Here is a 19,376-nt window from a genome sequence, read left to right on the forward strand (position 1 = left end):
ATGCAGCGACTTTCAACAGGCAGGACTACAGGCCGAGTTCGACCTCGAACTCGCCCGCCTCCAGGATCGCCTTGACCGCCGTCAGGTAGCGGGCGGCGTCCGCGCCGTCCACCAGGCGGTGGTCGTAGGAGAGCACGACGTGGACCATGTCGCGCACCGCGATCGTCTCGCCGAGGTCCGGGTGGTTGATGACCACCGGACGGCGGACCGTCGCGCCGATGCCCAGGATGGCGACCTGGTTCGGGGGCACGATGATCGTGTCGAACAGGGCGCCGCGCGAACCGGTGTTGCTGATGGTGAAGGTCGCACCGGACAGCTCGTCCGGGGTGATCTTGCTGCCACGGACCTTGCCCGCCAGCTCGGCGGTCTTCTTGGCGATGCCGGCGAGGTTCAGGTCGCCCGCGCCCTTGATGACCGGCGTCATCAGACCCTTCTCGGAGTCCACGGCGATGCCGATGTTCTCCGAGTCGAAGTACGTGATGGTGCCTTCGTCCTCGTTGATGCGGGCGTTGACGACCGGGTACGCCTTCAGCGCCTGGGCCGCGGCCTTGACGAAGAACGGCATCGGGGACAGCTTCACGCCCTCACGGGCGGCGAAGGAGTCCTTGGCCTGCGCGCGCAGCCTCATCAGCTTCGTGATGTCGACCTCGACGACCGACGTCAGCTGCGCCTGGCTGTGCAGCGCCTTCATCATGTTCTCGCCGATGACCTTGCGCATGCGCGGCATCTTGACCGTCTGGCCACGCAGCGGGGAGACCTCCAGCTTGGGGGCCTTCGACGCGGCGGGGGCCGGAGCGGCGGCGGGCGCCGGAGCCTGGGCGGCGGCCTTGGCGGCCTCCGCGGCGGCGGCGACGTCCTGCTTACGGATGCGGCCACCGACGCCGGTGCCCTTGACCGAGGCGAGGTCGACACCGTTCTCGGCGGCGAGCTTGCGCACGAGCGGCGTCACGTACGCGCCCTCGTCACCGGAACCGGCGGCGGGAGCGGGCGCGGCGGCTGCGGCCGGAGCCGGGGCCGCAGGCGCCGACGGGGCGGGGGCAGCGGCAGGCGCCGGAGCGGGCGCCGGGGCCTCCTGCTTCGGCGCGGGCGCGGGCGCGGGTGCCGGGGCGGGAGCAGCGGCGGGAGCCGGAGCAGGCGCCGGAGCGGCGGCCGGGGCCTCCGCCTTCGGCGCGGCCGGAGCCGGTGCCGGGGCCGCCGCCGGAGCGGCACCCTCGGCGCCGATCACGGCCAGCCTCGCGCCGACCTCGGCGGTCTCGTCCTCGCCGACCACGATCTCCAGCAGCACACCGGCGACCGGGGACGGAATCTCGGTGTCGACCTTGTCCGTCGAGACCTCCAGCAGCGGCTCGTCGGCCTCGACGCGCTCGCCCTCGGCCTTGAGCCAGCGGGTGACGGTGCCCTCGGTGACGCTCTCGCCGAGCGCCGGCAGGGTGACGTCCGTGCCCTCGGCGGAGCCGCCCGCCGGTGCCTCGGCGGCGGGCGCGGGCGCCGGAGCCGCCGGGGCCTCCTGAACGGGGGCAGGCGCGGGCGCGGCCTCGGCCGGAGCCGCGGGCTCGGCCGGGGCCGCGGGCTCGGCCGGGGCAGCCGCCTGCTGCGGAGCCTCGGCGGCGGCCTCGCCGCCCGAACCGTCGTCGATCACGGCCAGCTCGGCGCCGACCTCGACCGTCTCGTCCTCGGCGACCTTGATCGACGCCAGGACCCCGGCGGCGGGCGACGGGATCTCGGTGTCGACCTTGTCGGTGGAGACCTCGAGCAACGGCTCGTCGGCCTCGACGCGCTCGCCCTCGGCCTTCAGCCAGCGGGTGACAGTGCCCTCGGTGACGCTCTCGCCGAGCGCCGGCAGGGTTACGGAAACCGCCATGGTTTCAGTTGCTCCTCACGGTGGGATCTCCCCAGCTTGCGCGGAGCGCCGAGCGAGGGGAAGTGCGGTAGTGGTCGTCGCGCTCGGACTGACGCATCAGTCGTGGGAGTGGAGCGGCTTGCCGGCCAGGGCCAGGTGGGCCTCGCCGAGGGCTTCGTTCTGCGTCGGGTGCGCGTGGATGAGCTGCGCGACCTCGGCCGGCAGAGCCTCCCAGTTGTAGATCAGCTGAGCTTCGCCGACCTGCTCGCCCATACGGTCACCGACCATGTGGACGCCGACGACGGCGCCGTCCTTGACCTGGACGAGCTTGATCTCGCCCGCGGTCTTCAGGATCTTGCTCTTGCCATTGCCCGCCAGGTTGTACTTCAGAGCGACGACCTTGTCCGCACCGTAGATCTCCTTGGCCTTGGCCTCGGTGATACCGACGGAGGCGACCTCGGGGTGGCAGTACGTCACCCGGGGCACGCCGTCGTAGTCGACGGGGACGGTCTTCAGGCCGGCCAGCCGCTCCGCCACGAGGATGCCCTCGGCGAAGCCGACGTGCGCGAGCTGCAGGGTCGGGACGAGGTCACCGACGGCCGAGATCGTCTCGACGTTCGTCCGCATGTACTCGTCCACGAGCACGAAGCCGCGGTCCATCGCGACGCCCTGCTCCTCGTAGCCGAGGCCCTGCGAGACGGGGCCGCGGCCGATCGCGACCAGCAGCACCTCCGCGTCGAAGGTCTTGCCGTCGGCCAGCGTGACGCGCACACCGTCCTGCGTGTACTCGGCCTTGTCGAAGAAGGTGCCGAGGTTGAACTTGATACCGCGCTTGCGGAAGGCCCGCTCCAGGAGCTTGGAGCTGTTCTCGTCCTCGACCGGTACGAGGTGCTTGAGGCCCTCGATGACGGTGACGTCCGTGCCGAAGGACTTCCACGCCGAGGCGAACTCGACACCGATGACGCCGCCGCCCAGGACGACCGCCGTCTTCGGGACGCGGTCCAGCTTCAGCGCGTGGTCCGAGGAGATGATCCGCTGGCCGTCGATCTCCAGGCCGGGCAGCGACTTCGGTACGGAGCCGGTCGCGAGCAGGACATGACGGCCCTGGACGCGGCGGCCGTCGACGTCGACGGAGGTCGGGGACGAGAGCCGCCCCTCGCCCTCGATGTAGGTCACCTTGCGGGAGGCGACCAGACCCTGAAGTCCCTTGTAGAGGCCGGAGACGACCTCGTCCTTGTACTTGTGGACACCCGCGATGTCGATGCCCTCGAAGGTCGCCTTGACCCCGAACTGCTCGGACTCGCGCGCCTGGTCGGCGATCTCGCCCGCGTGCAGCAGGGCCTTCGTCGGGATGCAGCCGTTGTGCAGGCAGGTGCCGCCGAGCTTGTTCTTCTCGATCAGTGCGACGTCCAGGCCCAGCTGCGCTCCGCGCAGCGCCGCGGCGTAACCGCCGCTACCGCCGCCGAGGATCACTAGGTCGAAAACGGTGCTGGCGTCGTTCGCCACGTCACGTCCTCCATGCATGTGCGCCGGGCGCGGTCGATGACCGGGCGGCGGCTGGTGTTCGGCCGCTGTTTCGTCGGCCCTGTGGTGGGGGCCCTGTCCTGCCGAGAACCCATCTTCGCACTTGTCGGAGGGCGGCGGGACGCGGGGCCGGGGTTCTGAGACGGCCGGTCGGCCGCGATCAGGGGTTACTGACTCGTACGGACGCTCGTGCGGATGCCCGTACGCGCGCCGTACACACGTCGTACACGCGTGATGCACGTGACACGCACGAGTCGCGCGATCCGTAGGTAAATCCGAGCGCGCGGACGCGTTTCGCCGGGAGCGGAACGGCCCGCCCCGCGGTCCCCGGTACTCAACCGGAACCTGCGGGGCGGGCCACACATTCCCGGCCGCCGGCCGAAGGGCCGCCGGCAGGCTCTCAGCCCAGGTCGCCCGCGGCCGTGCGCTCCGCGAGCTTGACCAGCGTGCGGATCGACGAGCCGGTGCCGCCCTTGGGCGTGTAACCGTACGGCGCGCCTTCGTGGTAGGCCGGACCGGCGATGTCGAGGTGCGCCCAGGTGATGCCCTCGCCGACGAACTCCTTGAGGAACAGTCCGGCGACCAGACCGCCGCCCATCCGCTCACCCATGTTCGCGATGTCGGCGGTGGGGGAGTCCATGCCCTTGAGCAGCTCGGTCGGGAGCGGCATCGGCCAGGACGCCTCGCCGACCTCCTCGGCGATCTCGTGCACGGACGTACGGAACGCCTCGTCGTTCGACATGATGCCGAACGTCCGGTTGCCCAGCGCCACGACCATGGCACCGGTCAGCGTGGCCACGTCCACGATCGCGTCGGGCTTCTCCTCGGAGGCGCGGGTGATCGCGTCCGCGAGGACGAGCCGGCCCTCGGCGTCGGTGTTCAGGACCTCGACGGTCTTGCCGCTGTACATGCGCAGGACGTCGCCGGGGCGCGTCGCGGTGCCCGACGGCATGTTCTCGGCGAGCGCCAGCCAGCCGGTCACATTGACCTGGAGGCCGAGGCGGGCCGCCGACACGACGGCGGCGAGGACGGCCGCGGCGCCGCTCATGTCGCACTTCATCGTCTCGTTGTGGCCCGGCGGCTTGAGCGAGATGCCGCCCGAGTCGTAGGTGATGCCCTTGCCGACCAGGGCGATCGTCTTCTTCGCCTTGGCGTGCGTGTACTCCAGGCGTACGAGGCGCGGGCCGTGCTCCGAGCCCTGGCCGACGCCGAGGAGGCCGCCGTAGCCGCCCTTGACGAGCGCCTTCTCGTCGGTGACCTGGACCTTGACGCCGTGCTCCTTGCCGGCCGCGGTGGCGATGGCGGCGAAGGTCTCCGGGTACAGGTCGTTCGGCGGGGTGTTGATCAGGTCGCGGGCGCGGTTGATCTCCTCGGTCAGCGAGATCGCGCGCTCGACCGCCGCCTTGTGCGCCTTGTCGCGCGGCTTCGCGCCGAGCAGCGTGATCTCGCCGAGCGGCTGCTTCACACCGCCGTCGCCCTTGGCGCCGGTGGTGGACTTGGCGGTCTTCTCGGTGCCGCGGTACGCGGTGAAGGCGTACGCGCCGAGCAGCGCGCCCTCCGCGACGGCCTCGACGTCCTCGGCCGCCTCCGTGGGCAGCGCGAACGCGGCCTTCTTGGCGCCGGAGAGGGTGCGGGCGGCGACACCGGCGGCCCGGCGGAGGGTCTCGGCGCCGTACGCCTCGTCCTTCTCCGGGGCCGTACCGAGGCCGACCGCGATGACGATCGGGACCTTGAGGCCGGACGGCGCGGGGAGCTTGGTCGCCTCGCCCTCGGCACCAGTGGCGCCGAGGGACTCCAGGACGGAGGCGAGCTTGCCGTCGTACGCCTTGTCCACGGCCTCGGCGCCCGGCGCGACGGCCGGGCCCTTGGCTCCCTTGGCGACGCCGACGACGATCGCGTCGGCGCGCAACGTCGCCGCGCCGGCTGTGCTGAGAGTGAGAGCAGTCACGGTGGTGAAATCTCGCTTCCATAGAAGTTCTTCGGCGGAAGCCGGTCTTTCGCAGGGCCGGCCGTGCCCACCGCATCGTAATTCGGCCCGCGGAGCACCTGGAGCGAGCCTACGCGCGGTGTTCACGTTCACTCACAGCGGCGGGCGTGCTCGGCCGTCTCGGCATGTGGTCTGCTGGGACGGGCCACCTGCCCGACGATCATGAACCGAGCACGAGGGACCCGGAACAGCCGTGAAGACCCGACTCCTTGTCCCTGTCCTCGCCCTGCTGCTGCTCGTGGGCGGCGGCTGCGCCGGCGCGCCCGACGCGCCCGACACCGCCGAGACCGCCGAGACCGCCGACGACGGTGGTCCGAGCGGCGCCGCCGAGGAGCGCTGGCGGCCCGAGCCGGGGCTCGACTGGCAGTGGCAGCTCAGCGGCGCGCTGGACCCCACCGTGGACGTCCCCGTGTACGACATCGACGGCTTCGACCATCCCGCGTCGGCCGTCGCCGATCTCCACCGCCGGGGCCGCAAGGTCATCTGCTACCTCTCCACCGGCGCCTGGGAGGACTTCCGCCCGGACGCCGCGAAGTTCCCGAAGTCCGTGCTGGGCAAGGGAAACGGCTGGGACGGCGAGCGCTGGCTGGACATCCGCCGTACCGATGTCCTGGGTCCGCTGATGGCCGAGCGCATCGACATGTGTAAGAAGAAGGGCTTCGACGCGGTGGAGCCGGACAACATGGACGGTTACCGCAATCCCACGGGCTTCCCCCTCACCGCCGCCGACCAGCTCCGCTACAACCGGCTCGTCGCACGCCTCGCCCACGAACGCGGACTGTCCGTCGGACTCAAGAACGACCTCCCCCAAATCCCGCAACTGGTCGGGGACTTCGACTTCGCGGTCAACGAGCAGTGCGCGCAGTACGAGGAGTGCGCCGAACTCACGCCGTTCGTCGAGGCGGGCAAGGCGGTCTTCCATGTGGAGTACGAGCTGCCGACGCGGGAGTTCTGTCCCGAGGCGAAGCGGCTGAAGCTGAGCGCGATGCTGAAGGAGTACGAACTGGGCGTCTGGCGCCGGGCCTGCTGAGACGTACGTGGTTTCACGTACGTCGAGTTGACGAGCCGTCAGCCCAGCGTCAGCACGACCAGCGCCGCCGTCGCCGCCGTCTCCGCGAGGCTGCCGAAGACATCCCCCGTGACGCCGCCGAAGCGGCGTACACAGTGCGCGAGCAGCAACTGCGCGGCGCCGAGACCGGCCGCGAGCGCCAGGACGTGGTGCAGCGCCCCGTACCCCCCGAACAGTCCGCCGCACGCCGCCGCGGCCGCCACCGTCACCAGCAGCGCCGCGAGCGCCGCCGCGCGCGGGGGCACGGAGCCCGCGACGGCGGCCCCCAGGCCCTCGGGCCGCGCGGGCGGTACGCCCGTACGCGCGGCCAGCGTGAGCGCGAGCCGCGCGGTGACGGCCGCGAGGGCGGCGGCGACGGTGCCGTACGCCCAGCCCTCGTCGTACAGCTCGGTCAGCGCGGCTACCTGCGCCAGCAGGACGAGCAGCAGTGTGATCACACCGAACGGCCCGATGTCCGACCGCTTCATGATCCGCAGCGCGTCCTCGGCCGGTTTCGCGCTGCCGAGTCCGTCGGCGGTGTCGGCCAGCCCGTCGAGATGCAGTCCCCGGGTGAGCACGGCGGGGACGGCGGTGGTGGCCACGGCGGCGAGCAGGGGCCCCGAGCCCGCCAGGAGCAGCAGACCGCCCACGGCGGCGGCGCACAGACCGACGACGAGGCCGGCCAGCGGCGCCGCCAGCATCCCGGCACGGGCCGCCTCGCGGTCCCAGCGGGTCACCCGGACGGGGAGCGCGGTGAGCGTGCCGAAGGCGAACCGGATGCCGTCGGCGGCGGCGTGCGTCGTACGTGGGGCGCTCATCGCGCGAAGAGTAGCCGGGCCGGGGTGAGCGCTCGGACGGGCCCTGGGCCGGACCCGGACCTTCAGCCGGTAAGTTGCCCATAAGCACGCAAAAGACTCAAGGCGGAGGCGGGTGGCATGGGTTCCTGGTTCCACCAGAACTTCGTCGAGCCGGGCAAGGTCCCCATGCTGCTCGCGCTGGTCGCCTTCGTGCTGACCTTCGGGATCACGCGGATGATCACCCGGCTGATCCGCGCGGGGAAGGGGCCGTTCCGGAACATCAGGCCCGGCGGGATGCACATCCACCACGTGGTGCCCGGCGTGATCCTCATGGTGATCGGCGGCTTCGGCGCGGTCGGCAGCGGCAGGCACGGCGTCGGGGCGGCGGTGTGGTCGGTGATCTTCGGGATGGGCTCCGGTCTGGTCCTCGACGAGTTCGCGCTGATCCTGCATCTGGACGACGTGTACTGGACCGAGCAGGGCCGGCGGAGCGTGGAGGTCGTGATCCTCGCCGCGGCGCTGGCGCTCCTCGTCCTCGGCGGCTTCTCGCCGCTCGACGTCGACTCGCTGTCGCCCGAGGAACGCCAGGACCGGTTCTCGCTGCTGGTGAGCCTCGGCATCAGCCTTGTCTTCGTCCTGATCACGCTGCTCAAGGGGAAACTGCCGATGGCGCTCGTGGGGGTGCTGGTGCCCCCGGTCGCGATCATCGGCGCACTGCGGCTCGCGCGACCGGGCTCGCTCTGGGCCCGCCGGTTCTACCGCCGCCGCCACCGGGCGCGCGCCCGGATGACGCTGCGCGCATACCACCGCGACCGCCGCTGGTCCGCGCCGCGCCGCCGCGTCCAGGACTGGATCGGCGGCGCCCCGGACGACGAGCCGAAGCGGCCCGCGACGCCCGCGCCACCGCCGCACTGAGCCGCGCCCGGCGCGCCCACCCGAGGACTTCAAGATTTACGGCTCCGAGGCCCGCCCAGGTCGCCACCGGGGGCCGCGCCGTCGCTCTCAAGAGGTGTGACGGAGGCGGGCGTTCACGCCACTACGTGATGTCCTCGACGTCCGCACCGGCCGCGCTCTCCGGCTCCGCGGGCGCCAACTCCTCCGGCTGCTCCGGCAGTTCGGCCGCCAGCGCCGCCGCGGCGCGCACCATAGGCAGCGCCAGCAGCGCGCCCGTGCCCTCGCCCACGACCACTCCGTGGTCGAGCAGCGGAGTGATCGCCATCCGGTCCAGCGCCTTGCCCTGCGCCGGCTCCCCGCTCACCTGGCCCGCGAGCCACCAGTCCGGCGCCCGGAACGCCGCCCGCTGGCCGACCAGCGCGCACGCCGCCGAGACGACGCCGTCCAGGATCACCGGCATCCGCCGCACCGCGCTCTGCAGCAGGAAGCCGGTCGTCGCCGCCAGATCCGCGCCGCCGACCGTCGCCAGCAGCTCCAACTGGTCCCCGAGCACCGGCCGCGCCCTGCGCAGCGAGTCCCTGATCGCCGCGCACTTGCGCATCCACGCCAGGTCGTCGATCCCCGCGCCGCCGCGCCCCGTGACCACGGACGCGTCCGTGCCGCACAGCGCCGCGATCAGGGCGGCGGCCGGAGTCGTACCGCCGACACTCAGATCACCGAGGACGACCAGATCCGTGCCGGAGTCCGCCTCCTCGTCGGCGATCGCCATGCCGAGCCGTACGGCCGCCTCGGCCTCCTCGATCGTCAGCGCGTCCTCGACGTCGATGCGCCCGCTGCCGCGCCGTACCCGGTGGCGTACGACCTCTGTAGGAAGCAGCTCCGGATCGCAGTCCAGACCGGCGTCCACGATCCGTACCGGCACCCCCGCCCGGCGCGCCAGCACGGCCACCGGGCTCTCGCCCTCCAGCACCGAGCGGACCAGCAGATGCGCGCTGCCCGCCGGGCGCGCCGAGACATTCAGCGAGGCGACACCGTGGTCACCGGCGAAGAGCACCACGCGCGGCTGCTCGATGGCCTTGACGGGGACGGTCGCCTGGGCGGCCGACAGCCACTCGGCCAATTCGTCGAGCCGGCCCAGCGCGCCGGGCGGGACGATCAGCCGTTCGCGGCGTTCCTCGGCGTCACGCCGCAGACCGCCGTCGGGGCGCTCGATCAGATCGGAGAAGTCGTCGAGATTCAGCGAGCTCATTCGCCGAACAGTACCGGCAGTCCGCCCACCCGCACCGGCCCGCCCGCCGTCAGCCGCGCAGGGGCAGGGCCTGCCCGGCGACGACCAGCAGAAGGTGCTCGCACTCGGCGCCCACGGCCGCGTTCAGCCGCCCCAGCTCGTCCCGGAAACGCCTGCCCGAGGCCGTCGCCGGCACGACGCCCGAGCCGACCTCGTTGGTCACCAGGACCGCCGTACGCCGCGTCGCGCGCACGGCGGCGACCAGTTGCCCCGTCCGCTCCCGCAGTGCCTCCTCGCCGCCCGCGCCCCACGCCGCGTCGTCCCAGGCGTCCACCCGGTCCATCGCGTCCGTCAGCCACAGCGACAGGCAGTCGACGAGCACCGGCGGGCCCTCGCCGGTGAGCAGCGGCACCAGGTCGCAGGTCTCGGCGGTCCGCCAGGACCCCGGCCGGCGGTCACGGTGCGCCGCGACCCTGGCCCGCCACTCCGGGTCGCCGTCGCGGGCGCCGCCCGTCGCGACGTACAGCACGCCGGGAAAGGCGGCCAGCCGCCGCTCGGCCTCCAAGGACTTGCCGGAGCGCGCGCCGCCGGTCACCAGGGTGCGGCGCGGCAGATCGGGTACGGAGTGGTACTCGCCGACCGTCAGCGTCGTCCCGTCCGGCACGGCCCGCGCGCCCGCCGCCGCCAGCCTGCGGTCCAACTCGGCTCCCGGCGGCACCTCGTGGCCGATGTGGACGGCGATCACGTCGGTGGTCGGCCCCACGAGTCCGGCGGCCCGCAGCCGGGCCAGGGCGTCGGGCCGGCCGATCACATCGGCGAGGAGCATGTCGTACGGGGCGGGCCCGGCGTCCCGTACGGAGCGGGCGCCGCCACCACCGTTGCCGTTGCCCGCCGGGAGGCCCGCCGGGGCGCCGCCCGGGGGCAGATACAGCAGCCGCTCGCCGTCGGGGGCCGTCACCTCGTACCCCGTACCGGGGGAGTCCATCGGCACGGCCCGCACCCGGTGCCCGCTGATCAGCGTCAGCACCCGTCCGTCGGCGACCCGTCCGGCGGTCGGCAGTCCGGCGGGCAGCTCAACCGCCGGACCGTCGTGCGGGTGCGTGAGCAGCACCTGCCGTACGCCGCTGAGCGAGTGCCCGGCCCGCGCGGCGGCCAGCGCCGCACCCGGGGTGAGATCGAGCAGCACCGCGCCGTCCACGAGCAGTGCGGTCGCCGCACGCGCGAGGGGGCCGCGGGCGGTCGCGCACGCGGCGCAGGGGCAGTGGGGGCGGGGGAGCCCGTCGGGGGCTCCGGTGCCGAGCAGAGTCAGTTCCACGCGGTTGATCCTCCCGTGTCGGCGCGCTGGGTGCGCGCCCGGCTACGCTGCGGGCAGCAAACAGATCATTCGGCGGGCCCCGGGAGGCGGACATGGCGTGGACGTGGCGGTTCGAGAAAGCCGACGGGACGGAGGTCCAGCCGGCCGTGGAGCCGGAGGAGTTCACCACGCAGGGCGACGCCGAGTCCTGGATCGGTGAGGCCTGGAAGGAGCTGCTGGAGGGCGGCGCCGAGCAGGTGATCCTCTTCGACGACGGCAGCAAGATCTACGGACCGATGAGCCTCCAGGCCGATCCGGAGACCGTGCCCGACGAGGCCTGACAGCGAGTCCGCGGCCGCTCTCGGGCGCCGGAGGGGCCATCGCCCGTCCGGCGCCCGAGGGCGGAGCGTCGTCCCCGTGGTGCTCACATCAGTACGGACGCGGTGCGGCCACGTGCGCCTGAGCGCCCCCGCGAACCCGGCGCGCTCATCCGCGTACGCCGCACAGGTGCAGCAGCGCCGCGACCCTTCGGTACGGCTCCGTGCGCCCCGCCCGGTCCTCCGCGGCCAGCAGCCGCTCCAGTTCGGCCGCCGGGGGCAGCTCCACGTCGTTGGACATGTTGTCGGAGAAGACCCGCACCCCGTACCAGGTCTGCAGGGGCGCCGCGATCCCCGCGAGCGTCGCCGTCAGCGCGGACAACCGGTCCGCGCGGACCGGCAGACCGAGCCTGTTCGTGTACGTGGGGGAGTCGAAGGCGTCCAGCGCCCCCGCCCAGTCCCCGGCGATCCCCGGCCGCAGGGCGAGCGCGTCCGCGTTCCTTACGAGCAGCGACAGCAGCCCTCCGGGTGCCAGCATCCTGGCCAGCCCCGCGAGCATGGCGTCCGGCTCCTCGACGTACATCAGCACGCCGTGGCAGAGCACCACGTCGAAACTGCCCGGCAGGAAGTGCACCCCGGTCTGCAGCCCGTCGCCCTCGACCAGCGTGACCCGCTCACGGATCCCGGCGGGCTCGCCTTCGAGCGCCTCACGCGCGAAGGCCATCATCCCGGGATCGGGCTCCAGCCCGGTCACCGTGTGCCCGGCGCGCGCCAGCCGGAGCGCCTGGGTGCCCTGGCCCATGCCCACGTCCAGGACCCGCAGCCGCTGTCCGACCGGATAGCGCGAGGTCAGCTGTTCGTCGAGCTGCCGGGAGACCAGCTCCTGACGGACGATGTTCCGCAGCCCGCCGAGTCCGGCCAGCCAGCCGGCCGAGCCTCCCGTGAAGCCGGATGCCCCAGTGCTCAGGGCCGGTCCCCACGCTTGACCTGCGGCTTGGGCAGGCGCAGCCGGCGCATCTGGAGCGTGCGCATCAGGGCGTAGGCCACGGCGCCGCGCTTGGGCTCGTCCGGGAAGCGCAGGGCAAGCTGCTTCTTCAGCCGGATCCAGATGCCGATGGAGTCGACGACGATCAGCACGATGATGCCGAGCCAGAGCAGCAGCGCGATGTTCTGCAGCTGACCGACCTGGACCATGCTCAGTACGAGGATGATCACGGCGAGCGGCAGGAAGAACTCGGCCATGCAGAAGCGCGCGTCCACGTAGTCGCGGACGAAGCGGCGCACGGGGCCCTTGTCGCGGGCCGGCAGATAGCGCTCGTCACCACTGGCCAGCGCCTGGCGCTGCTTCGCCAGATCGACACGGCGCGCCTCGCGCTGCTTCTTCATCGCCGACTTGCGGTCGGTCGGCGTCGTCGAGGCGCGACGCCGCTGCGTCTGGGCCTCACTGCGCTTGGGGGTCGGGCGGCCCTTCGGGGCCTGCGGGTCACGGGTCTGAGTGGCGAGGTCGGCCGTCACCTTGTCGGTGGTGGCCTTCTCGTCCTTGGCGCGGCTACGGAACACAAAGCCCAAGGGTACGGGGTGATGCCCGGGCGACCCACCCCCGAGGGGAACGATCCGGCAACGGCGGGCGTCTGTACTGGTGCAGAGGGGACCAACCGCCCACTGCCCCCGAAGGTCACCTACTCCCTGCGCCGGAGCGACATGGGGGCCAGTCGTCCTTGGGGATGAGCCCATCCGTTCCCGAACAGTGCGGTAATAGAGACAGGGCCCGTACTGTGGGTTCTGTAGGAGTGCTGGATCCGGAGTCCGTCAGAAGGGGGCGCGCGAAGCCCATGAGCGGTGTGATGAAACGTATGGGGATGATCTTCCGCGCGAAGGCCAACAAGGCCCTTGACAGGGCTGAGGATCCGCGCGAAACCCTCGACTACTCGTACCAGAAGCAGCTTGAGCTGCTTCAGAAGGTACGGCGCGGTGTCGCCGATGTGGCCACGTCGCGCAAGCGGCTGGAACTGCAGCTGAACCAGCTCCAGGGCCAGTCCACCAAGCTGGAGGACCAGGGCCGCAAGGCACTGGCGCTCGGCCGCGAGGACCTGGCGCGTGAGGCGCTGTCCCGTCGCGCCGCGCTCCAGCAGCAGGTCAGCGATCTGGAGACGCAGCACACGACGCTGCAGGGCGAGGAGGAGAAGCTCACTCTCGCGGCCCAGCGTCTCCAGGCCAAGGTGGACGCCTTCCGTACGAAGAAGGAGACCATCAAGGCGACCTACACGGCCGCGCAGGCGCAGACCCGGATCGGGGAGGCCTTCTCGGGCATCTCCGAGGAGATGGGCGACGTCGGCATGGCCATCCAGCGTGCCGAGGACAAGACCGCGCAGCTCCAGGCACGGGCCGGCGCGATCGACGAGCTGCTGGCCTCCGGCGCCCTGGACGACCACTCGGGGCTGGCGAAGGACGACATCGCCGCCGAGCTGGACCGGATCTCCGGTGGTACGGATGTAGAGCTGGAGCTTCAGCGGATGAAGGCCGAGCTGGCCGGCGGTTCCTCGTCGCAGCAGGCCATCGAGGGTGGTGCGGCCGACCGTCAGGACGGCGCGCAGTCCTCGCAGACGCCGAACAAATTCGACAAGAGCTAAGGGCGCGTCATGATCGTACGGATCATGGGGGAGGGCCAGGTGGAGCTCGGGGACAGCCACCTGGCCGAATTGGACAAGCTCGACGACGAACTTCTCGCCGAGATCAACGCGGGCGACCAGGACGGTTTCCGCCGGACCTTCCACGCGCTTCTCGACAAGGTGCGCGAGCTGGGCGAGGCGGTGCCCGACGACTCCCTGGAGCCGTCGGGGCTGATTCTGCCCGCCCCGGGCGCCACGCTCGAAGAAGTACGCGCACTGCTCAGCGACGACGGCCTGATCCCCTCCCTCTGACCTTCCCGGCCGCCTCGCACCACGCTCCCGCACTCCCGATGCCCCGTGCCTCACCGCACGGGGCATCGTGCTGTGCCGGACGGACCGGTCACCGGCGTACCGTTCGGTTGTGACCTCACTCGGAACCGGCTTCGACCGCATAAGAAGCTGGCTGCGGGCCCACCCACTCGCGTTCGACGCCGGGCTGGCCGCGGCCGTGCTGGTGTGCATGGTGGCCGGCGCGTTCGCCGACCCGCGCTCCCGCCACGACGCGCTGCCCGCGTTCGGCCAGGAGGCCCCCGGGCTGCGCAGTGTGGTCCTGATGGTCCTGGGGGCGGGCGCCCTCGTCTTCCGGCGCCGCGACCCCTTCCCCGTGCTCGCCGTGACCGGGGCGGTGAGCGTCGCCGAGCTGCTGGCCAACGACGCGGTCTCGCCGGTCGCGATGAGCACCGTCATCGCCCTCTACACCGTCGCCTCACGCACCGACCGCCCCACCACCTGGCGCGTCGGCCTCGCCACCATGGCCACGCTGACGGTCGTCGCGATGCTCTCCGGCCCCACCCCCTGGTACACGCAGGAGAACCTCGGCATCTTCGCCTGGACCGGCATGGCGGCCGCCGCCGGTGACGCGGTACGCAGCCGCCGCGCCTTCATCGACGCCATACGGGAGCGCGCCGAGCGGGCGGAACGCACCCGCGAGGAGGAGGCGCGCCGCCGGGTCGCCGAGGAGCGGCTGCGGATCGCCCGCGACCTGCACGACGTCGTCGCGCACCACATCGCGCTGGTCAACGTCCAGGCGGGCGTCGCGTCGCACGTCATGGACAAGCGCCCCGACCAGGCCAAGGAGGCGCTGGCGCACGTACGCGAGGCGAGCCGCTCCGCGCTCAACGAACTGCGCGCCACCGTCGGCCTGCTCCGCCAGTCCGGCGACCCGGCCGCCCCCACCGAACCGGCCCCCGGCCTCGCGCTGCTCGACGAGCTGGTCGGCACCTTCCAGCACGCGGGCCTCCCCGTGGAGGTGGCCCGCGGCGACGCGGACGGGCGGCTGCCCGCCGCCGTCGACCTCGCGGCGTACCGCATCATCCAGGAGGCGCTGACCAATGTGCGCAAGCACGCGGGCCCCGGCGCGAAGGCCGAGGTGAGTGTCGTACGGGTCGGCCCGACCGTCGAGGTCACCGTCCTGGACAACGGCACGGGCACCGGCGAGCCCGCCGACGGCAGCGGCCACGGCCTCCTGGGAATGCGCGAGCGCGTCTCCGCCCTCGGCGGCACCCTCACCGCGGGCCCCCGCTACGGCGGCGGCTTCCGTACGCAGGCGATACTGCCGGTCAAGGCTCGTACGGGGCGGACGGCGGAGGACACATGACGATCAGAGTGCTGCTGGCCGACGACCAGACACTGCTGCGCAGCGCGTTCCGGGTGCTGGTGGACTCGGAGCCCGACATGAAGGTCGTGGGGGAGGCCGCCGACGGGGCCGAGGCCGTGGCACTGGCCCGGTCCGAGAAGGCCGACGTCGTCCTGATGGACATCCGGATGCCGGGCACGGACGGGCTCGCCGCCACCCGCATGATCAGCGCCGATCCGGAGCTGGACGGGGTGCGGGTGGTCATGCTGACGACCTTCGAGGTCGACGAGTACGTGGTGCAGTCGCTGCGGGCAGGTGCCGCCGGCTTCCTCGGCAAGGGGGCCGAGCCCGAAGAACTCCTCAACGCCATCCGGATCGCCGCCGCCGGTGAGGCCCTGCTGTCGCCCGTCGCGACGAAGGGGCTCATCGCCACCTTCCTGGCCCAGGGCGGCAGCGCGGGCGAGGGGCCCGACTCGGCTGCGTACTCCAAGCGGCTCGCCGCCCTCACGGTGCGCGAGCGCGAGGTCCTCGTCCTGGTCGCCGGCGGCCACTCCAACGACGAGATCGCGGAGCGCCTGGTGGTCAGTCCGCTCACCGTCAAGACTCATGTCAACCGGGCCATGGCGAAGCTGGGCGCACGGGACAGGGCCCAATTGGTGGTAATCGCCTACGAATCGGGCCTGGTACGCCCAAGGGTGGACTAGCGGCCCACCGTTGCGTACTCCAGGCGCGGTATGCGACTCGTAAGGAAATCGACCTGGGGTCGACCGCCAGGGCCTCCCGGATGGCAGATCGTATAGAGGGGCCCCTGCGCCCTTCTGCACGCGTACACCACAGAAGAGAGACCCCATGTCCTGGCTGTCCAGATTCAGCCTCGCGCAACGGGCCCTGATAGGGCTGATATCGATCATCGCGCTCGTCTTCGGAGCGATCGCGATCCCCCAGCTCAAGCAGCAGCTGCTGCCCTCCATCGAACTTCCGATGGTCTCGGTTCTCGCCCCCTACCAGGGCGCTTCGCCCGATGTGGTCGAGAAGCAGGTCGTCGAACCGATCGAGGCCTCCATCGAGGCCGTCGACGGAATCACCGGTGTCACCTCCACGGCGAGTGAGGGCAACGCCGTGATCATGGCCAGTTTCGACTTCGGCGGTTCCGGCACGAAGCAACTGGTCGCCGACATCCAGCAGGCCGTCAACAGGGCCCGCGCGCAGCTCCCCGAGGACGTCGACCCGCAGGTCATCGCCGGCTCGACGGACGACATCCCGACCGTCGTCCTCGCCGCCACCTCGGGTGAGGACCAGCAGGCGCTCAACGACCGGCTGGAGCGTACGGTCGTCCCCGCGATGGAGGACATCGACGGCGTCGGCCAGGTCACCATCGACGGGGTCCGGGACCTCCAGGTGTCCGTCACCCCCGACGAGAAGAAGCTCGCGGCCGCGGGCCTCAACTCGATGTCACTCTCTGAGGCGCTGAAGGCCGGCGGCGCGACCGTCCCGGCGGGCTCGTTCTCCGAGGACGGCAAGAGCCGCACCGTGCAGGTCGGCGGCGGCTACACCTCCGTGAAGCAGATCGAGGACCTGCGGGTCGGCGGTCCGCAGGCGGGTGCCCCCGAGGGCGGACAGGGCAGTGCGCCCGTACGTCTGGGTGACATCGCCACCGTCGAGCAGGAGCCGTCCGAGGCGACGTCCCTGACCCGTACGAACGGCGAGCCCAGCCTCGCCGTGATGATCACCATGGACAACGACGGCAGCGCCGTCACCATCTCCGACGCGGTCAAGGACAAGCTGCCGGACCTCCGCAAGGACCTCGGCGACGGCGCCGAACTGACCGTGGTCAGCGACCAGGGTCCGGCCGTCTCCAAGTCGATCTCCGGCCTGACCACCGAGGGCGCGCTCGGTCTGGTCTTCGCGGTTCTGGTCATCTTGGTATTTCTGGCCTCGATCCGCTCGACCCTGGTCACGGCGGTCTCCATCCCGCTCTCCGTCGTCCTGGCGCTGATCGTGCTGTGGACCCGCGACCTGTCGCTCAACATGCTGACGCTCGGCGCGCTCACCATCGCGATCGGCCGAGTCGTCGACGACTCGATCGTGGTGCTGGAGAACATCAAACGGCACCTGGGCTACGGCGAGGAGCGCGAGCTCGCGATCACCTCCGCGGTCAAGGAGGTCGCCGGCGCGGTCACCGCGTCCACGCTCACCACGGTCGCGGTGTTCCTGCCGATCGGCCTCGTGGGCGGCATGGTGGGCGAGCTGTTCGGCTCGTTCTCGCTGACGATCACGGCGGCCCTGCTGGCGTCGCTGCTCGTCTCGCTCACCGTCGTACCGGTGCTCTCGTACTGGTTCCTGCGCGCCCCGAAGGCCGTACGCGGGATGGACCCCGCCGAGGCCCGCCGGATCGCGGAGGAGAAGGAGTCCAGCAGCCGGATGCAGGGCCTGTACGTCAAGGTCCTGGGCTTCGCGACCCGGCGCCGGATCACCAGCGTCGTCCTGGCGTTCGTCATCCTGCTCGGCACCTTCGCCATGGCACCGCTGCTCAAGACCAACTTCTTCGACCAGGGCGAGCAGGAAGTCCTCACCGTCCAGCAGGAGTTGGCGCCGGGCACCAGCCTGGAGGCGGCCGACACGGCGGCGAAGAAGGTCGAGAAGGTCCTCGACGGCTTCGACGAGATCAAGGACTACCAGGTCACCGTCGGCTCCTCCGGCTTCATGGCGGCGTTCGGCGGCGGTACGGGTGCCAACCAGGCGTCCTACCAGGTGACCCTGAAGGACTCGGGGACGTACGAGAAGACCAGCGACGCCATCGAGGAGGCCCTCGGCAAGCTCGACGGTGTCGGTGACACGACCATCGCGGCCGGCGACGGCTTCGGCAGCCAGGACCTGAGCGTCGTCGTCAAGGCGTCCGACGCCGAGACCCTGGCGAAGGCCGCCGAGCAGGTACGGGACGAGGTCGCCGGCATCGACGACGTCACCGACGTCCAGAGCGACCTGGCGCAGAGCATCCCGCGTATCTCGGTCAAGGCGAAGCCCGAGGCCGCCGAGGCCGGGTTCAACGACGCCACGCTCGGTATGGCCGTCGGTCAGGCCGTGCGGGGTACGCCGTCGGGCAAGGCGACCCTCGGTGACACCGAGCGCGACGTGTACGTCACGTCCGACAAGCCGGCCAAGACGATCGCCGAGCTGAAGGCGCTGCCGCTCGGCGGCGTGAAGCTCGGTGACATCGCCGACGTGAAGCTCGCACCGGGTCCGCTGTCCATGACCCGGATCGACGGCTCCAGGGCCGCGACGATCACCGCCAAGCCCGTCGGTGACAACACCGGCGCGGTCGGCACCACGCTCCAGACGAAGATCGACGGGCTCGACCTGCCCGAGGGGGCGACCGCCTCCATCGGCGGTGTGTCCGCGGACCAGGACGAGGCGTTCGTCCAACTGGGGCTCGCCATGCTGGCGGCCATCGCGATCGTCTTCATGCTGCTGGTCGGCACGTTCAAGTCGCTGGTCCAGCCGATGATCCTGCTGGTCTCCATCCCGTTCGCGGCGACCGGCGCCATCGGTCTGCTGCTGATCACCGGTACGCCGCTCGGTGTGCCGGCGATGATCGGCATGCTGATGCTGATCGGCATCGTGGTGACCAACGCGATCGTGCTGATCGACCTGATCAACCAGTACAGGCGGCAGGGGCTCGGCGTCGTCGAGGCGGTCATCGAGGGTGGCAGGCACCGTCTGCGCCCGATCCTGATGACCGCGCTGGCCACGATCTTCGCGCTGCTGCCGATGGCGATGGGGATCACCGGCGAGGGTGGCTTCATCGGCCAGCCGCTGGCCGTGGTGGTGATCGGCGGTCTGCTGACGTCGACGCTGCTGACGCTGCTGCTGGTGCCGACGCTGTACTCGATGGTCGAGCTCCGCAAGGAGCGCCGTGCCACGAAGAAGGCGGCGAAGCGTGCGGCGAAGTCGGACGGCGGGGACGGCGGTGGCGGTACGGAGCCGCGCTCCGACGCGCCGTCGCCGGAGCCGGTCAACGTCTGACGTCCGGTCCGAGTGAATGAGTGAGGGGGGGGCGGCCCCCCCCGGCGGCCCCCCCCCCCCCCGGTCAGGTGGGCGCAAACAACCCGGGCGCCTCCCGGGGGTGGTGCGCCGGCGCCGGCGCCGCCGCGCCGATCAACGGCTGGTGGCACTGGTCGCAGAACTGGGGCCAGTCGCCGTCC

16 protein-coding genes are annotated in these 19,376 nt (G+C 71.8%); 8 read left to right on the forward strand and 8 right to left on the reverse strand.

Annotated elements, in window-relative coordinates:
• Positions 1 to 25: 25 nt before the first annotated feature.
• From sucB to ACFT9I_RS34795, 3 genes are all read right to left on the reverse strand, one after another.
• A complete protein-coding gene (gene sucB / locus ACFT9I_RS34785) occupies positions 26 to 1,861 on the reverse strand; it encodes a 2-oxoglutarate dehydrogenase, E2 component, dihydrolipoamide succinyltransferase (protein WP_382571148.1) in 1,836 nt (611 codons plus the stop codon).
• A 96-nt stretch (positions 1,862 to 1,957) separates the two neighbouring features.
• Positions 1,958 to 3,346, reverse strand: a complete 1,389-nt coding sequence (lpdA, locus tag ACFT9I_RS34790) for a dihydrolipoyl dehydrogenase (RefSeq protein ID WP_382571150.1) — start codon at positions 3,344 to 3,346, stop codon at positions 1,958 to 1,960.
• Between the two features lie 418 nt (positions 3,347 to 3,764).
• Positions 3,765 to 5,312 (reverse strand): leucyl aminopeptidase, encoded by a 1,548-nt coding sequence (locus ACFT9I_RS34795; RefSeq protein ID WP_382571151.1) that lies wholly within the window; start codon positions 5,310 to 5,312, stop codon positions 3,765 to 3,767.
• Positions 5,313 to 5,544: 232 nt separating this feature from the next.
• Here ACFT9I_RS34795 and ACFT9I_RS34800 point away from each other — a divergent pair, with 232 nt between their 5' ends.
• Positions 5,545 to 6,381, forward strand: a complete 837-nt coding sequence (locus tag ACFT9I_RS34800) for an endo alpha-1,4 polygalactosaminidase (protein ID WP_382571153.1) — start codon at positions 5,545 to 5,547, stop codon at positions 6,379 to 6,381.
• Positions 6,382 to 6,419: 38 nt separating this feature from the next.
• On the opposite strand, the gene ACFT9I_RS34805 is transcribed toward ACFT9I_RS34800, so the two are convergent.
• The gene (locus ACFT9I_RS34805) at positions 6,420 to 7,217 is read right to left on the reverse strand and encodes an adenosylcobinamide-GDP ribazoletransferase (protein ID WP_382571155.1); all 798 of its coding nucleotides are present in this window, start codon (positions 7,215 to 7,217) and stop codon (positions 6,420 to 6,422) included.
• Positions 7,218 to 7,334: 117 nt separating this feature from the next.
• Between ACFT9I_RS34805 and ACFT9I_RS34810 the strand changes: the two genes are divergently transcribed.
• Positions 7,335 to 8,111: a hypothetical protein gene (locus ACFT9I_RS34810; RefSeq protein WP_382571157.1), complete on the forward strand. Its 777-nt coding sequence runs from the start codon at positions 7,335 to 7,337 to the stop codon at positions 8,109 to 8,111.
• A 121-nt stretch (positions 8,112 to 8,232) separates the two neighbouring features.
• On the opposite strand, the gene cobT is transcribed toward ACFT9I_RS34810, so the two are convergent.
• Both cobT and ACFT9I_RS34820 read right to left on the reverse strand, forming a co-directional pair.
• Complete coding sequence (cobT, locus tag ACFT9I_RS34815) at positions 8,233 to 9,330, reverse strand: nicotinate-nucleotide--dimethylbenzimidazole phosphoribosyltransferase (protein ID WP_382571171.1); 1,098 nt, start codon at positions 9,328 to 9,330, stop codon at positions 8,233 to 8,235.
• 58 nt (positions 9,331 to 9,388) lie between these two features.
• Positions 9,389 to 10,633 (reverse strand): bifunctional adenosylcobinamide kinase/adenosylcobinamide-phosphate guanylyltransferase, encoded by a 1,245-nt coding sequence (locus ACFT9I_RS34820; protein ID WP_382571158.1) that lies wholly within the window; start codon positions 10,631 to 10,633, stop codon positions 9,389 to 9,391.
• Between the two features lie 92 nt (positions 10,634 to 10,725).
• Between ACFT9I_RS34820 and ACFT9I_RS34825 the strand changes: the two genes are divergently transcribed.
• Positions 10,726 to 10,953 carry a hypothetical protein gene (locus tag ACFT9I_RS34825; RefSeq protein ID WP_382571159.1) on the forward strand — a complete coding sequence of 76 codons (228 nt, stop codon included), beginning with the start codon at positions 10,726 to 10,728 and terminating at the stop codon, positions 10,951 to 10,953.
• Positions 10,954 to 11,098: 145 nt separating this feature from the next.
• Here the strand turns inward: ACFT9I_RS34825 and ACFT9I_RS34830 are convergent, their stop codons facing one another.
• Both ACFT9I_RS34830 and ACFT9I_RS34835 read right to left on the reverse strand, forming a co-directional pair.
• Positions 11,099 to 11,851 (reverse strand): class I SAM-dependent methyltransferase, encoded by a 753-nt coding sequence (locus ACFT9I_RS34830; RefSeq protein ID WP_382571172.1) that lies wholly within the window; start codon positions 11,849 to 11,851, stop codon positions 11,099 to 11,101.
• A 41-nt stretch (positions 11,852 to 11,892) separates the two neighbouring features.
• Complete coding sequence (locus ACFT9I_RS34835) at positions 11,893 to 12,489, reverse strand: DUF3043 domain-containing protein (RefSeq protein WP_382571161.1); 597 nt, start codon at positions 12,487 to 12,489, stop codon at positions 11,893 to 11,895.
• Positions 12,490 to 12,773: 284 nt separating this feature from the next.
• Here ACFT9I_RS34835 and ACFT9I_RS34840 point away from each other — a divergent pair, with 284 nt between their 5' ends.
• The 5 genes from ACFT9I_RS34840 to ACFT9I_RS34860 all read left to right on the forward strand — a co-directional run bounded on the left by ACFT9I_RS34840 (position 12,774) and on the right by ACFT9I_RS34860 (position 19,197).
• Complete coding sequence (locus tag ACFT9I_RS34840; protein WP_382571162.1) at positions 12,774 to 13,559, forward strand: PspA/IM30 family protein; 786 nt, start codon at positions 12,774 to 12,776, stop codon at positions 13,557 to 13,559.
• Between the two features lie 9 nt (positions 13,560 to 13,568).
• Positions 13,569 to 13,850: a hypothetical protein gene (locus ACFT9I_RS34845; RefSeq protein ID WP_382571164.1), complete on the forward strand. Its 282-nt coding sequence runs from the start codon at positions 13,569 to 13,571 to the stop codon at positions 13,848 to 13,850.
• A 109-nt stretch (positions 13,851 to 13,959) separates the two neighbouring features.
• The gene (locus ACFT9I_RS34850; RefSeq protein WP_382571165.1) at positions 13,960 to 15,195 is read left to right on the forward strand and encodes a sensor histidine kinase; all 1,236 of its coding nucleotides are present in this window, start codon (positions 13,960 to 13,962) and stop codon (positions 15,193 to 15,195) included.
• Entirely contained in the window at positions 15,192 to 15,878 is a 687-nt protein-coding gene (locus tag ACFT9I_RS34855) for a response regulator (RefSeq protein ID WP_382571167.1), read from the forward strand. The genes ACFT9I_RS34850 and ACFT9I_RS34855 overlap by 4 nt, the downstream gene beginning before the upstream one ends.
• A 145-nt stretch (positions 15,879 to 16,023) precedes the next feature.
• Positions 16,024 to 19,197: an efflux RND transporter permease subunit gene (locus tag ACFT9I_RS34860; protein WP_382571169.1), complete on the forward strand. Its 3,174-nt coding sequence runs from the start codon at positions 16,024 to 16,026 to the stop codon at positions 19,195 to 19,197.
• Positions 19,198 to 19,376 lie beyond the last annotated feature (179 nt).

The organism is Streptomyces sp. NPDC057137, assembly GCF_042670825.1.
GTDB lineage: Bacteria > Actinomycetota > Actinomycetes > Streptomycetales > Streptomycetaceae > Streptomyces.